This is a genomic window from Nocardioides ganghwensis, assembly GCF_014779655.1.
GTDB lineage: Bacteria > Actinomycetota > Actinomycetes > Propionibacteriales > Nocardioidaceae > Nocardioides > Nocardioides ganghwensis.
This window is the reverse complement of sequence record NZ_JACXYX010000012.1, coordinates 156,122-169,584: the sequence shown is the minus strand read 5'-3', so window position 1 is coordinate 169,584 and position 13,463 is coordinate 156,122. Positions and strand designations below refer to the sequence as shown.

13 protein-coding genes are annotated in these 13,463 nt (G+C 71.8%); 4 read left to right on the top strand and 9 right to left on the bottom strand.

Going from position 1 to position 13,463, the window contains the following annotated elements:
- The first annotated feature begins 80 nt into the window (after positions 1-80).
- The 4 genes from IEZ24_RS15015 to IEZ24_RS15000 are packed head-to-tail and all read left to right on the top strand — an operon-like array spanning position 81 to position 4,144.
- Complete coding sequence (locus IEZ24_RS15015; RefSeq protein WP_129454781.1) at positions 81-848, top strand: DeoR/GlpR family DNA-binding transcription regulator; 768 nt, start codon at positions 81-83, stop codon at positions 846-848.
- Positions 845-1,798: a 1-phosphofructokinase family hexose kinase gene (locus tag IEZ24_RS15010; RefSeq protein ID WP_129454780.1), complete on the top strand. Its 954-nt coding sequence runs from the start codon at positions 845-847 to the stop codon at positions 1,796-1,798. Before IEZ24_RS15015 ends, IEZ24_RS15010 begins: the two co-directional genes overlap by 4 nt.
- The gene (locus tag IEZ24_RS15005; protein WP_129454779.1) at positions 1,795-3,861 is read left to right on the top strand and encodes a PTS fructose transporter subunit IIABC; all 2,067 of its coding nucleotides are present in this window, start codon (positions 1,795-1,797) and stop codon (positions 3,859-3,861) included. The genes IEZ24_RS15010 and IEZ24_RS15005 overlap by 4 nt, the downstream gene beginning before the upstream one ends.
- A gap of 40 nt (positions 3,862-3,901) precedes the next feature.
- Positions 3,902-4,144 carry an HPr family phosphocarrier protein gene (locus IEZ24_RS15000; protein ID WP_129425779.1) on the top strand — a complete coding sequence of 81 codons (243 nt, stop codon included), beginning with the start codon at positions 3,902-3,904 and terminating at the stop codon, positions 4,142-4,144.
- A gap of 93 nt (positions 4,145-4,237) precedes the next feature.
- On the opposite strand, the gene IEZ24_RS14995 is transcribed toward IEZ24_RS15000, so the two are convergent.
- The 9 genes from IEZ24_RS14995 to rimP form a co-directional block, all read right to left on the bottom strand.
- Entirely contained in the window at positions 4,238-5,215 is a 978-nt protein-coding gene (locus IEZ24_RS14995) for a hypothetical protein (protein ID WP_129454778.1), read from the bottom strand.
- Positions 5,212-6,147, bottom strand: a complete 936-nt coding sequence (locus IEZ24_RS14990; protein ID WP_129454777.1) for a bifunctional riboflavin kinase/FAD synthetase — start codon at positions 6,145-6,147, stop codon at positions 5,212-5,214. The genes IEZ24_RS14995 and IEZ24_RS14990 overlap by 4 nt, the downstream gene beginning before the upstream one ends.
- A gap of 55 nt (positions 6,148-6,202) precedes the next feature.
- Complete coding sequence (locus IEZ24_RS14985; protein WP_129454776.1) at positions 6,203-7,075, bottom strand: hypothetical protein; 873 nt, start codon at positions 7,073-7,075, stop codon at positions 6,203-6,205.
- Positions 7,076-7,214: 139 nt separating this feature from the next.
- Complete coding sequence (truB, locus tag IEZ24_RS14980; RefSeq protein WP_129454775.1) at positions 7,215-8,072, bottom strand: tRNA pseudouridine(55) synthase TruB; 858 nt, start codon at positions 8,070-8,072, stop codon at positions 7,215-7,217.
- Entirely contained in the window at positions 8,072-8,572 is a 501-nt protein-coding gene (rbfA, locus tag IEZ24_RS14975; RefSeq protein WP_129454774.1) for a 30S ribosome-binding factor RbfA, read from the bottom strand. The genes truB and rbfA overlap by 1 nt, the downstream gene beginning before the upstream one ends.
- Positions 8,573-8,654: 82 nt before the next feature.
- Positions 8,655-11,462, bottom strand: a complete 2,808-nt coding sequence (infB, locus tag IEZ24_RS14970) for a translation initiation factor IF-2 (protein ID WP_129454773.1) — start codon at positions 11,460-11,462, stop codon at positions 8,655-8,657.
- Positions 11,463-11,561: 99 nt separating this feature from the next.
- Positions 11,562-11,858 carry a YlxR family protein gene (locus IEZ24_RS14965; RefSeq protein WP_275938080.1) on the bottom strand — a complete coding sequence of 99 codons (297 nt, stop codon included), beginning with the start codon at positions 11,856-11,858 and terminating at the stop codon, positions 11,562-11,564.
- Positions 11,859-11,964: 106 nt separating this feature from the next.
- Positions 11,965-12,942 carry a transcription termination factor NusA gene (gene nusA / locus IEZ24_RS14960; RefSeq protein WP_129454771.1) on the bottom strand — a complete coding sequence of 326 codons (978 nt, stop codon included), beginning with the start codon at positions 12,940-12,942 and terminating at the stop codon, positions 11,965-11,967.
- Positions 12,942-13,430, bottom strand: coding sequence for a ribosome maturation factor RimP (gene rimP / locus IEZ24_RS14955; protein WP_129454770.1), 489 nt, complete (start codon positions 13,428-13,430; stop codon positions 12,942-12,944). The genes nusA and rimP overlap by 1 nt, the downstream gene beginning before the upstream one ends.
- Positions 13,431-13,463: the final 33 nt, after the last annotated feature.

Below are 13,463 nucleotides of genomic sequence, written 5' to 3'. Positions count from 1 at the left end.
CCGTAGATCACTCAGTTGTTGACAAGCAACACATTCGGTACTAAAACAACACATACACAGATCCCCCGGGAGGTGGACCGATGTACGCCGAAGAGCGCCAGCAGGCGATGGCTCACCTGATCAGTCGTCGCGGCCGGCTGTCCGTCGTCCAGCTCGCCGAGCAGTTCGAGGTCACCACCGAGACCGTCCGCCGCGACCTGTCCACCCTGGACCGGATGGGGCTGGTCCGTCGGGTGCACGGCGGCGCCGTGCCCGCCGGGTCCCTCACCGTCATCGAATCAGGCATCGTCGAGCGTGACCAGTCCAACACGCAGGCCAAGGAGGCGATCGCCAACGCGGCCGTCGCCCTCCTCCCGCCGCCCGACTCCATCGTGGTCATCGACGCAGGCACCACGACCGCCCGCTTCGCCGCCGCACTCCCCCGCGATCACCGCCTCACCGTCATCACGCACGCGGTGCCGGTGGCGACGCGGCTGGCCGGCCTGCCGCAGATCGAGCTGCACCTGCTTCCGGGCAAGGTCCGGCCCACCACCCACGCCGCCGTCGGCGCGGACACCGTCGCCACCCTCGCCGATCTCCGCGCGGACGTCGCGTTCGTCGCGACCAACGGCATCACCGTGGGGCACGGGCTCACCACCCCCGACAGCGACGAGGCGGCCACCAAGCGCGCGATCATCGCCTGCGCCCGCAGGACCGTGGTGCTGGCCGACTCCACCAAGCTCGGGGTCGAGACCGCCGTACGCTTCGCGACCCTCGACAGCGTCGACGTGCTGGTGACCGACAGCGACATCGACGCCGCCGACCGCCGGGCGCTCGAGGGCGCCGGCATCGAGGTGGTGGTCGCATGATCCTCACCCTGACCCCCAACCCGAGCGTCGACCGCACGGTCGCCCTCGACGGCGAGCTGAGCCGCGGCCAGGTCCACCGGGTCGCCTCGGTCACCTCGCAGGCCGGCGGCAAGGGCGTCAACATCTCCCGCGCTGCCGTCAGCGCCGACATCCCGAGCATCGCCGTCGTGCCCGCCGCCAAGGACGACCCGTTCGTCCTCGAGCTGCTCGGGGCCGGCATCGACTGCCGGCCGGTGCAGCCGGCGGGAGACGTACGCGTCAACCTCACCATCACCGAGCCCGACGGCACCACGACCAAGCTCAACTCCCCCGGCGCCGCCGTGCTCCCCCTCCACCTCGAGCTGATGGCGCAGGCCGTGCTGGTCCGCGCCTCGAGCGCGGACTGGACCGTGCTCGCCGGCTCGCTGCCCGCGGGCGCACCCGCCGGCTTCTACGCCGACCTCGTACGCCGCCTGCACGAGGTGGGTGGCCGGGTGGCCGTCGACACCAGCGAGGCGCCGTTGCAGGCGCTGGTCGACGCGCTGTCGCACTCGGCCCCCGACCTGATGAAGCCCAACGGCGAGGAGCTCGCCTCGTTCACCGGCGCCGACGCCGACGAGCTCGAGTCCGACCCCGCCGCCACCGCGGCGGCGGCGCGCCAGCTCGTCGACCGCGGCGTGGGCGCCGTCCTGGCCACCCTCGGCGGCAACGGCGCCGTCCTCGTCACGTCCGAGGGGGCGTGGCACGCCAGCCCGCCGCCCACCACTGTCGTCAGCACCGTCGGTGCCGGCGACTCCAGCCTCTTCGGCTACCTGCTCGGCGACATCCGGGGGCTGCCCGCCCCGGAGCGCCTGGCACTGGCCGTCGCCTACGGCAGCGCCGCCGCAGGTCTCCCCGGCACCACCATCCCCCAGCCGTCGCAGGTCCGCCCGGACCTCGTCGGCGTCACCGCCTTCGGAGGCACAGCATGACCGCACTCATCACCACCGACCTCGTCAGGCTGGGCGCCGACTGGGGCTCGGACAAGCACGACGTCATCCGAGCGCTCGCCGACGTCGTCGACGGCGCCGGCCGCGCCACCAGCAAGGACCAGCTGGTCGAGGACGCCTTCGCCCGCGAGTCCACCTCGGCCACCGGACTGCCCGGCGGCATCGCCATCCCCCACTGCCGCACGTCCGGCGTCGAGGTCCCCACGCTCGCCTTCGCGCGGCTGGAGCCCGCCGTCGACTTCGGGGCCAAGGACGGCCCTGCCGACCTGGCGTTCCTCATCGCGGCCCCGGCCGGAGGCGACGCCGACCACCTCACCATCCTCACCAAGCTGGCCCGCGCCCTGGTGAAGCCCGCCTTCACCGACGCCCTGCGCGCCGCCGAGACCGACGAGGACGTCGTCGACCTGGTCACGCACGAGCTCGGCGAGCCCGCCCCCGCTGCCAAGGCTGCCGCACCCGCCGCCGCAGCAGCCGCCGCGGCACCCACGGCCGCCGCCTCCGCTGCCGCCCCGGCCGCCCCGGCGACGTCCGGCACCTCGACGTCCCTCGTCGCCGTCACGGCGTGCCCCACCGGCATCGCCCACACCTACATGGCGGCCGAGGCCCTCGAGGCCGCCGCCGAGCGCGCGGGCGTCGCGCTCCAGGTCGAGACCCAGGGCTCCGCCGGCTCGACGCCACTGGCGCCGTCGACGATCGCCGCCGCCGGTGCGGTGATCTTCGCCGTCGACGTGGGCGTCCGTGACCGCTCGCGGTTCGCCGGCAAGCCGATGGTCAGCTCCGGTGTGAAGCGACCCATCGACGACGCCGACGCGATGATCGCCGAGGCCCTGCGCTACGCCGCCGACCCGGCCAGCGCCCCCAGGGTCGAGGGCACGGCGTCCGAGGCCGGTGCCACGGACGGCGGCAAGGAGTCCTTCGGGGCCACGGCTCGCCGCGTCCTGATGACCGGTGTCTCCTACATGATCCCGTTCGTCGCCGCGGGCGGCCTCCTGATCGCCCTCGGCTTCCTCTTCGGCGGCTACGAGATCGTCAACGACGGCCAGTCGATCGCGGTCGACAACACGTTCTTCAACCTGCCCGACGTCGACGAGCTCGGCCTCGACCACGCGCTCGGCGGCAGCGCGTTCTTCGCCTACCTCGGCGCACTGCTGTTCACGCTCGGCGCTGCTGCCTTCGGCTTCCTCGTCCCGGCTCTCGCCGGCTACATCGCGTACGCCATCGCCGACCGCCCGGGCATCGCGCCGGGCTTCGTCATGGGTGCCATCGCCGGCACGCTCAACTCCGGCTTCCTCGGCGGCATCGTCGGCGGCGTGCTCGCCGGCATCGTGGCGCTCTGGATCACCCGGTGGAAGGTGCCCACGTGGATGCGTGGCCTGATGCCGGTGCTGGTGATCCCGCTGCTGGCGACCCTCATCTCCGGCTTCGTCATGGTGGTCATCCTGGGCAAGCCGCTCGGTCGCCTCATGGTGGCCCTGAGCGACGGCCTCAACAGCCTGCAGGGCGGCTCGGCGATCATCCTCGGCGTCATCCTGGGCCTGATGATGGCCTTCGACATGGGTGGTCCCCTCAACAAGACCGCCTACGCGTTCGCCACGACTGGCCTCGGCGCCGCCGCGACCGCGACCGACGCACCCGAGCTCAAGGTGATGGCCGCCGTCATGCTCGCCGGCATGGTCCCGCCGCTGGCGCTGGCCCTGGCCACGGTCGTACGTCCGAAGCTCTTCACCGTCCCCGAGCGTGAGAACGGCAAGGCCGCCTGGGCGATGGGCGCCTCGTTCATCACCGAGGGCGCCATCCCGTTCGCCGCGGCCGACCCGCTGCGCGTGATCCCCTCGATCATGGCCGGCAGCGCCGTGACCGGCGCGCTGTCGATGGGCCTCGACGTCGGCCTCCGGGCCCCGCACGGTGGCATCTTCGTGCTGTTCGCCGTCGACGGGATCCTCGGCTTCGTCATCGCCCTGGTCGCCGGCGTCCTCGTCAGCGCCGCGCTCGTCGTCACCCTCAAGAGCATCAGCCACACCGACACCGACCTCGCTACTGTCTAGTCGACCGACCGTCCGTACGACACCACCCTCAAGGAGAACCATGCCCAGCAAGTCCGTCGTCGTCGGCTCCGCCGTCGGCCTCCACGCCCGTCCCGCCGCGATCATCGCCGAGAAGGCCGGCGAGCTCGGCTCCGACGTCACCATCAACGGTGTGGACGCCAGCTCCTCGCTGATGATCATGACCCTCGGCGCCGGCAACGGCGACACCGTGGAGGTGGCGGGCGACGACCAGGCGGCCGTCGACACGATCGCCGCGCTGGTCGAGCAGGACCTCGACGCCTGACCCGCTGATCGCCCGACGGGCGGTGCGCCGGCCACATCCCTCGTGCGGGGAAGGTGGCTGGCGCACCGCCCGTCGGTGCGTCCGGGACGTACGTCAGTCGCGGGCGCGCGTGGCCAGGTAGACCGCACGCATCCCGACGGCCCGCTCGAGCTGGCTCTCGACGACGGAGAAGAACTGGCGGCGGTAGGTGTCGTCGGTGACGGCGGAGACCGTGAAGTAGAAGCCGCTGAACGAGGCCAGGAACAGCGAGACCTTCATCAGCGACAGCGAGACGTGCGGCAGGAGCGGCGCGGCCGGGATGAAGTCGCGGCCGGTCCACGACTCCTGCGTCTTGGTCTCCATCACCAGCGAGCCGAACAGCATGAAGAACACGAAGACGGTGATCGACAGCAGGAGCACCTGCACCGCCTGGATCACCAGCAGCACGAGGATCAGGTTCCAGCGCTCGAAGCCGGACACCTGGGCGTGGGCCTGCGGGTCGATCGCGGGGTCGGCCGCCACCTCGCGGCTGGCCGCCTCGAGCGGGGTGCCGGCGCACGCGCGGACGATGAAGGCGTCGTCCACCTCGTCGTCGACGCGGTCGACCTCCTCGGGCAGGCGCACGAGCAGGAACAGCACGGCCAGGCCGAACATCAGCAGGACCGTGACCCACAGCAGCCCGAAGGGCAGGTTGCTGGTCATCTCCCACGCCTCGGCGTTGACGAACAGGAACGTCACGAAGACCAGGAGCAGCGGCAGCGCCCGCGAGGCCATCGGCGCGATGAAGCGCACGCTGCCGAGGGTGCGGGACAGCGCGAAGCCCAGGATGGGTCGGGCGTGCAGGGCGGTGGAGGCGTACCAGAGCAGCCCGAGCACGGCGACGGAGAGCCACAGCGCGGGTCCGGCGGCGTACGACTCCGAGGCCCACGCGAGCACGCCGGCGCCGGCCGCGAGCACGACCAGGACGACGACCAGCGACACCAGTCGTCTCGGTCGCAGCCCGGCACGGGCAGCCGCCCGCTCCTCGGCGACGAAGTAGGGCAGCCCGTGGGCGAGGAACCACGCCTCGACCGCCGTACGGTCCCCCGTCACGCGAGCAGCTCGCGCGCCCGGCGCACGTCGTCGTGCATGGTCTCCACGAGCGCCTCGATCCCCTCGAACTTCACCATCCCGCGCAGCCGGTCGACGAAGGCGACCTCGACCTCGACCCCGTAGAGCTCGAGGTCGTCGCGGTCGAGGACGTAGGACTCGACGCGCCGCTCGCGCTCGCCGTCGAAGGTCGGGTTGGTGCCGACCGAGATCGCGGCCGGGAACCGTTCGCCGGTGTCGAGGCGGGTCAGCCACCCGGCGTAGACGCCGTCGGCCGGCGCCGCGTCGACGGGCGGGAGCGGGACGTTTGCGGTCGGGTAGCCGAGCTCGCGACCGCGCTTGTCGCCCTCGACGACCGTGCCGCGCACGGTGAACGTCCGGCCCAGGGCCTCGGCCGCGCCCGCGACGTCACCCGTCGCCAGGCACTGGCGCACATAGGTGGAGCTCCAGACCTGCGGTCCGCCGTCGAGGGCGACCCCGACGGTCTCGAAGTCGCGGCTCTTCCCCGCCTCGACGAGGGTGGCCACGTCGCCGGCGGCCTTGGCGCCGAAGCGGAAGTTGGCACCCACGACGACCGCACCCGCGTGCAGCGTGTCGACGAGGATCCGGTCGATGAAGTCCTGCGGCGTCCACGCCGCGATCTCGCGGTCGAAGCCGACGACGAGGATCGAGTCGACACCGGCTGCCTCGAGCAGCCGGGAGCGGGTCTCGATCGAGGTGAGGGTGGGTGGGGCGTGCTCGGGCCGCAGCACCGCCATGGGGTGCGGGTCGAAGGTCACCGCCACCACGGTGTCGATGCCCAGCCGCCGCGCCGTCGCCCGCGCCTCACGGAGCACGTGGGCGTGGCCCAGGTGCACCCCGTCGAAGTTGCCGATGCTGACGACCGTGCGGCCGAGGTCGGCCGGCACGTCGTCGACGTCTTGCCAGATCTGCACCTGCGCAGCCTAGCGACGCGGGGCCGGCACCCCGCGTCGCCGGGTCTGCCTGTCGCTAGCCGACCTTGATGCCGCGGAACATGCCCATGAACGCGTGGGGCATGCCGCCCATCGAGGCATCGGGCCAGAAGCACACGAGGACGTAGTCGCCCTTCGGCAGGCGGTAGTTCATCGCCACCGTCTTGCCGGGCGACACCACACCACTGTCGAAGCCGACGCGGAAGCTGACCGGCGGCGGACCTTCCTCGCCCTCCATGAGGCCGTCGAGCCACGCCGCGAAGTCCTTGGCCGTCTTGCCCTTCTGGAGCTTCACCAGGCTCACGAAGTGGTTCTGCGAGCTGAAGTTCTCGAAGGTCAGCGTGCCCCGGCGCGGAATGGTCTTCGGGCGCTTGGACCAGCTGGCGCTGCCGACCGCCCTGACCGTGGGTCCCGACGGCATGGCGGCACCGGTGTCGGTGCCCGCGACCGTGAACGCGGTGAACGCCGACGGCCGGTTCCTCTCGATGTCGGCGGCGTAGTAGGTGCCGACCGGCAGGTTCACCGTGAGCTTGCCGATCTTCCCGCGCAGCACGTTGACGCCGCCGAACAGGGTCACGTTGGCCTCGAACCGCTTGAGTGCCCTGAGCCTGCCCTTGTCCAGGCCCGCGTCGACGTCGGCGATGGCGTCCTCGAGGGTGTAGCCCTCAGCGAGCTGGAGCAGCTGGAAGCCGGACCGCTTGGCCTCGGTCGTCACCCGGAACTGGCTGACGCCGGGCTGGATCGTGGTGGCCATCACCACGTTGTGGGCGGCGGTGATGCTGACCGACACGGTGCCGGCTGCTGTCTCCCGTGCAGCAGCACCGGCGGCTCCGGCCGTGGTCCCTGTCAGCGCACCGGCGGTCAGCACCAGGACGCTGACGGCGGATGCGGCGATGCGATGGACGAACATGGATGCCTCCTCGAGCGCCGGGCCGCACCCTGCGACCTCTCGGCCCTCTCACACCTTGCGCCTGCATCGCGCCTGGCACCACCGACATGTCAGGTGGTCAAGACCAGCCGTTCACCCGCAGGGGTGGAAGTGGCTCGGGTCAGACGAAGACGGCGACCGGCCGGGCCTGCTCGCCGCGCTGCTCGTAGAGCGCCAGGAACGCACCGTCGGGGGCGAAGACCGCGTGCGGGCCCTCGCCCGGGAGCGCGAGCTCCAGTGCCCGCCCGACGCGCACGTGCGCCGCCTGCTCGTCGTCGACGTCGACGGCCGGGAAGGTCGCGCGCGCCGCCTCGGCGATCGGCAGGACGGCGAAGTCCTCGGACAGCTGCTCGAGCGTGCGCGCGACCGAGAGGTCGAAGGAGCCCACAGCCGTGCGCCGCAGCGCGGTCAGGTGCCCGCCGACCCCGAGCGCGGCGCCGAGGTCCCGCGCGATGGCGCGGATGTAGGTGCCGGACGAGCACCGCACCGAGACGCGTACGTCGGGCAGCGCCACGTCGTGCACCACCAGCTCGTGGATGGTGACCGGCCGCGGCTTCAGCTCGACCTGCTCGCCGTCGCGGACCCGGGCGTAGGCCCGCTTGCCGTCGACCTTGATCGCGGACACGGCGGTCGGCACCTGCTCGATGTCCCCGACGAAGCGCGCCAGCTCCGTGCGTACGGCCTCCGGGTCCACGCCGTCGGTCGCTCGGGTCGCGACGACCTCGCCCTCGGCGTCGTCGGTCGTCGTCGCGACGCCCAGCCGGATGGTCGCCTCGTAGGCCTTCTCGGTAAGCATGAGGTGGCCGAGGAGGCGGGTGGCGCGGTCGACGCCCAGCACGAGCACGCCGGTGGCCATCGGGTCGAGGGTCCCGGCGTGGCCGACCTTGCGGGTGCCGGCGAGCCGGCGCACCCGGGCCACGACGTCGTGCGAGGTCATGCCCGGGGCCTTGTCGACGACGACCAGACCGGGGTCGACCATCAGGAGCGGTCGTCCTCGTCGTCGAGCGCGTCGTCGAGCCTGTCGAGTTCGTCGTCCTCGTCCTCGTCCTCGAGGTCGTCCTCGGCCGCGCGGGGCTTCTTGTAGGGGTCGGGCTCGCCGGCGTAGGCCTCGACGCGACGGGCCGCGACCTCCTCGTCCTGCTGCTTGGCGCGCGCGAGCACCTCGTCGAGCGCGCGGGCGCTCTCGGGGAGGGCGTCGGGGATGAAGGTCAGCGTCGGCACGATGCGCATGCCGAGCTGCTTGGCGACCTCGGAGCGGATGACCCCCTTGGCGGACTCGAGCGCGGCGGCGGTGCTGGCCAGCTCGTCCTCGGTGCCCAGCACGGTGTAGAAGATCGAGGCCTGCTGCGAGTCGCCGGTGAGGCGTACGTCGGTGACGGTGACGAAGCCGAGGCGCGGGTCCTTGATCCGGCGCTCGAGCATCTCGGCGACGATCACCTGGATCCGGTCGGCGATCTTGCGCACCCGGGGATTGCTCATGGAAGTCACTCTCTCAGGAAGATGACGCTGGCCGAGCGGTCCCTTTGAGGGGACCGCTCGACCAGCGAGGGGTACTGCGTGATCAGCTGCGCGGGATCTCGCGCATCTCGAAGGCCTCCACGACATCGCCGATCTTGATGTCCTGGAAGTTGCGGAGCACCAGACCGCACTCGAAGCCCTCGCGGACCTCGGAGGCGTCGTCCTTCTCGCGGCGCAGCGAGGCGAGGTCGAGGTTGTCGGCCACCACCGCTCCGTCGCGCAGGACCCGGACCTTGGCGTTGCGCCGGATGAGGCCGGAGGTGACCATGCAGCCTGCGATGTTGCCGGCCTTGGACGAGCGGAAGATCTCGCGGATCTCCGCCTGACCGAGGGTCGACTCCTCGTAGACCGGCTTGAGCATGCCCTTGAGCGCCGCCTCGATCTCCTCGATCGCCTGGTAGATGACCGAGTAGTAGCGGATCTCGACACCCTCCTTGTCGGCCATCTGGCTCGCCTTGCCCTGCGGGCGGACGTTGAAGCCGATGATGATGGCGTCGGAGGCTGCGGCGAGGTCGACGTTGGTCTCGGTGATCGCACCGACACCGCGGTCGATCACGCGCAGGGAGACCTCGTCGCCCACGTCGATCTGGGACAGCGCGTCCTCGAGCGCCTCGACCGAACCGGACACGTCGCCCTTGAGGATGAGGTTGAGCTCCTGGCTCTCGCCCTTCTCCATGGACGCCATGAAGTCCTCGAGGCTGCGGCGCACGCGACGCTTGGCCTGCATGGCCGCACGCTCGCGCGCCTCGCGCTTCTCGGCGATCTGGCGGGCCATGCGGTCGTCGTCGACCACGATGAAGTTCTGGCCCGCACCCGGCACCGCCGAGAGACCCAGCACCATCGCGGGACGCGACGGGTCGGCCTCGGCGATCTCGTTGCCGTGCTCGTCGAGCATCGCCCGGACGCGACCGTGGGCCGGACCGGCCACGATCGAGTCGCCCACGCGGAGGGTTCCGCGCTGGACCAGGACCGTGGCGACCGGACCGCGACCGCGGTCGAGGTGCGCCTCGACCACCAGGCCCTGGGCGTCCTGCGTGGGGTTGGCCCGCAGGTCCAGGGACGCGTCGGCGGTGAGCACGACGGCCTCGAGCAGCTTGTCGAGGTTGAGCCCGGCCTTGGCCGAGACGTCGACGAACATCGCGTCGCCGCCGTACTCCTCGGGGATCAGGCCGTACTCGGTGAGCTGGCCGCGGACCTTGGTGGAGTCGGCCTCGGGCTTGTCGATCTTGTTGACCGCGACCACGATCGGGACCCCGGCGGCCTTGGCGTGGTTGAGCGCCTCGACCGTCTGCGGCATCACGCCGTCGTCGGCCGCGACCACGAGGATCGCGATGTCGGTGGCCTGGGCACCACGGGCACGCATGGCGGTGAACGCCTCGTGGCCGGGGGTGTCGATCAGGGTGATGCGACGGTCCTCGCCCTCGACCTCGGTGTGGACCTGGTAGGCACCGATGTGCTGGGTGATGCCACCGGCCTCCTTGTCGACCACGTTGGCGTCACGCAGCGCGTCGAGGAGCTTGGTCTTTCCGTGGTCGACGTGACCCATGACCGTGACGACCGGCGGTCGGACGACCAGGTCGGCCTCGTCGCCCTCGTCGGCGCCGAACTCGAGGTCGAACGTCTCGAGCAGCTCGCGGTCCTCGTCCTCCGGGGACACGATCTGGACGACGTAGTTGAGCTCCTCGCCGAGCAGCTCGAACGTCTCGTCGCCGACGGACTGGGTCGAGGTGACCATCTCACCGAGCGAGAACAGCATCTGGACCAGGGCGGCCGCGTCGACGTTGATCCTCTCGGCGAAGTCGGTCAGGGACGCACCGCGCGGCAGGCGTACGGTCTCGCCGTTGCCCTTGCGGACGCGCACACCGCCGATGGTCGGGGCCTCCATGGCCTCGAACTCCTGACGACGCGCCCGCTTGGACTTGCGGCCGCGACGCGACGGACCGCCGGGACGCCCGAAGGCACCCTGGGTCTGACCGCGCTGACCGGGACGACCGCCACCGGGACGACCGCCACCGGACGGGCCGAAGCCGCCGGGGCGTCCGGGAGCGCCACCCGGGGCGCCGGCACCGGCGCCGGGACGACCCGGGGCACCGCGGCCGGGGGCACCCGGACGACCGGGGCCGCCACCGGGGCCACCACGGGCCGGACGGGCGCCCGGACCGTTGCCGAAGGCCGCCGGGGACTTGGGCATCATCGCCGGGTTGGGGCGCGGCATGCCGGGGCGGGCGTCGCCGCCACCAGCACCCGGCGGACGCGGCGGACGGTTGTCGTCGCCACCCGTACGGGGTGCGGGGCGCTGCCCCATGCCCTGGCTGGGGGCGAACGGGTTGTTGCCGGGGCGCGGGGCACCCGGCCTGCCGACGGGCCGCGGGGCCGGGCTCGGCGCCTTGGCCGCCGGAGCGGCGGGGGGCTCGGGCTCGGCCGCGGGGGCCTGCGGCTCGGCGGCCGGAGCCTTGGGGCCGGGCTTGGGGCCGGGCCTCGCCGCCGGAGCGGCCGGCTCGGCAGCCGGCTCGGCGGCGGGCTCTGCAGCGGGCTCGGCGGCAGCCGGGGCCGGAGCCTCGGCAGGCGCCTCGGTCGCGGCAGGCGCAGGCGCCGGCTTGGGGCCGGGCTTGGGCGCGGCCTTCTTGGCGGCAGGCTTGTCGGCCTCGGGCGCCTTGTCGGCGGCGGGAGCGGAGGCCGCAGCGGCCTTCAGCTCGTCGCCGTACTGCTTCTTGAAGCGCATCTCGACGGGGGGCTCGACGGTCGACGATGCCGACTTGACGAACTCACCCATCTCCTTGAGCTTCTCGAGAACGAACTTGCTCTCGACTCCGAACTCCTTGGCGAGTTCGTGGACTCGGGTCTTTGCCACGGTTGGTAACTACTCCTTCTGGTCCGTGACCCCAGAAGGAGAGGGGAAACGGAACAGCTAGTGGGTGTGCACACTCATTACGAGTTACTCATCGAGTGCTCATGAGCTGCGTGCTCCAGTTTCTGGTCGGTCGTGCTGTGGATCGGATGGGTCGTGCAACGAGGCGAGGTAGTCCTCCACCGGTGCTCCGGCGAGCGGGACTCCCGAGCGCAGGGCCCGGGGGAATGCTCGGCGTCGCACCGCGAGCTCCCAACACTCGTGCGTGGGGTGCAGGTGCGCCCCACGACCGGGTGCCCGGCGGTCCGGATCGGGCACCAGGGCTGGCGTGCCCCCGGCGTCCGAGCCTGCGACCACTCGCAGCAGCTCGCTCGCAGCGGCCCTGGTCCGGCAACCCACGCAGGTCCGGACGGGTCCGGGCGCAGGGGTGTCAGACGTGGTGGCCACTGATCGTCACTCTACTGCGTGGGGCCACTGGTTTACGAACTGAGCCCCACGCCGGCACCTACTCCGGGGCCGGCGCCTCGTCCGAGCGGATGTCGATGCGCCATCCGGTGAGCCGGGCGGCGAGGCGGGCGTTCTGGCCCTCCTTGCCGATGGCGAGGGAGAGCTGGAAGTCGGGCACGACCACCCGGCACGAGCGCGCGGCGAGGTCGACGATCTCCACGGAGTTGACCCGGGCCGGCGACAGCGCGTGCGCAACCAGCTCCGCGGGGTCCTCGGCCCAGTCGACGATGTCGATCTTCTCGCCGTGCAGCTCGCTCATCACGTTGCGCACCCGCTGTCCCATCGGGCCGATGCACGCGCCCTTGGCGTTGACGCCGGGGACGGTGGAGTGCACCGCGATCTTGGTGCGATGGCCGGCCTCGCGGGCGATGCCGGCGATCTCGACGGTGCCGTCGGCGATCTCGGGGACCTCGAGCGCGAAGAGCTTCTTGACGAGGGTCGGGTGGGAGCGCGAGAGCGTGATCTGCGGTCCGCGCATGCCCTTGCGCACCGAGGTCACCAGGCACTTGATGCGCTCGCCGTGGACGTACTTCTCCCCCGGCACGCGCTCGCTGACGGGCAGGATCGCCTCGAGCTTGCCCAGGTCGACCATGACGTCGTCGGGGTTGCGGCCCTGCTGGATGGTGCCGGAGATGATGTCGCCCTCCTTGCCGGAGAACTCGCCGAACTTGATCTCGTCCTCGGCGTCGCGCAGGCGCTGGAGCATCACCTGCTTGGCAGTCGTCGCGGCGATGCGGCCGAAGCCCTGGGGCGTGTCGTCGTACTCGGGGCCGGCGGTGCCGTCCTCGTCGAGCTCGCGCGCCCACACGGTGACGTGACCGGTCTTGCGGTCGAGCTCGACGCGGGCGGGGTGGTGGGACTCGGTCGCGCGCTGGTAGGCGGTGAGCAGCGCCTGCTCGATCGCCTCCGCGAGCACCTCGAAGGAGATCTCCTTCTCCCGCTCCAGCATGCGCAGGATGCTCAGGTCGATGTCCATCAGTCGTCCTTCTTCTCGGTCTTGCGGTTGAACTCGATCTGCACGAGGGCCTTGGCCACGTCGGCGTAGGACACCTCGTGCCGCTCGCCGTCGACGGCGAGCGTGGCGGCGTCGTCACTGGAGGCGACGACGCGACCGGTCAGGCTCGACCCGTCGACGAGGGTGGCCTTGACCAGCCGGTCCTCGTTGCGCCGCCAGTGCCGCGGGAGCGTCAGGGGGCGGTCGACGCCGCGGGAGGTGACCTCGAGCGTGTAGGGCATCTCGCCCATCACGTCGGACTCGTCGAGCACGCGGGAGACCTCACGCGTGGCGTCGGCGACGTCGTCGAGCGTGACGCCGCCGTCCTTGTCGACGGCGACGCGCACCACACGGCGCTTGCCGGCGGGGGTGACCTCGACGGCCTCGACGTCGAGGCCCAACACGCGCAAGGGGTCGACCAGCTCCGCCTCGATGCGGTCCCGGGTGGCTTCCTGTCGGGGAGTGCTCATCGGGTGCGACCTCCTTGTGTAGTTGTCGAGGGA

Coding starts and splice junctions, on each gene's coding strand:
- IEZ24_RS15015 (WP_129454781.1), top strand. CDS start 81: ATGTACGCCGAAGAGCGCCAGCAGGCGATGGCTCACCTGATCAGTCGT.
- IEZ24_RS15010 (WP_129454780.1), top strand. CDS start 845: ATGATCCTCACCCTGACCCCCAACCCGAGCGTCGACCGCACGGTCGCC.
- IEZ24_RS15005 (WP_129454779.1), top strand. CDS start 1,795: ATGACCGCACTCATCACCACCGACCTCGTCAGGCTGGGCGCCGACTGG.
- IEZ24_RS15000 (WP_129425779.1), top strand. CDS start 3,902: ATGCCCAGCAAGTCCGTCGTCGTCGGCTCCGCCGTCGGCCTCCACGCC.
- IEZ24_RS14985 (WP_129454776.1), bottom strand. CDS start 7,075: ATGTTCGTCCATCGCATCGCCGCATCCGCCGTCAGCGTCCTGGTGCTG.
- truB (WP_129454775.1), bottom strand. CDS start 8,072: ATGGTCGACCCCGGTCTGGTCGTCGTCGACAAGGCCCCGGGCATGACC.
- rbfA (WP_129454774.1), bottom strand. CDS start 8,572: ATGAGCAATCCCCGGGTGCGCAAGATCGCCGACCGGATCCAGGTGATC.
- nusA (WP_129454771.1), bottom strand. CDS start 12,942: ATGGACATCGACCTGAGCATCCTGCGCATGCTGGAGCGGGAGAAGGAG.
- rimP (WP_129454770.1), bottom strand. CDS start 13,430: ATGAGCACTCCCCGACAGGAAGCCACCCGGGACCGCATCGAGGCGGAG.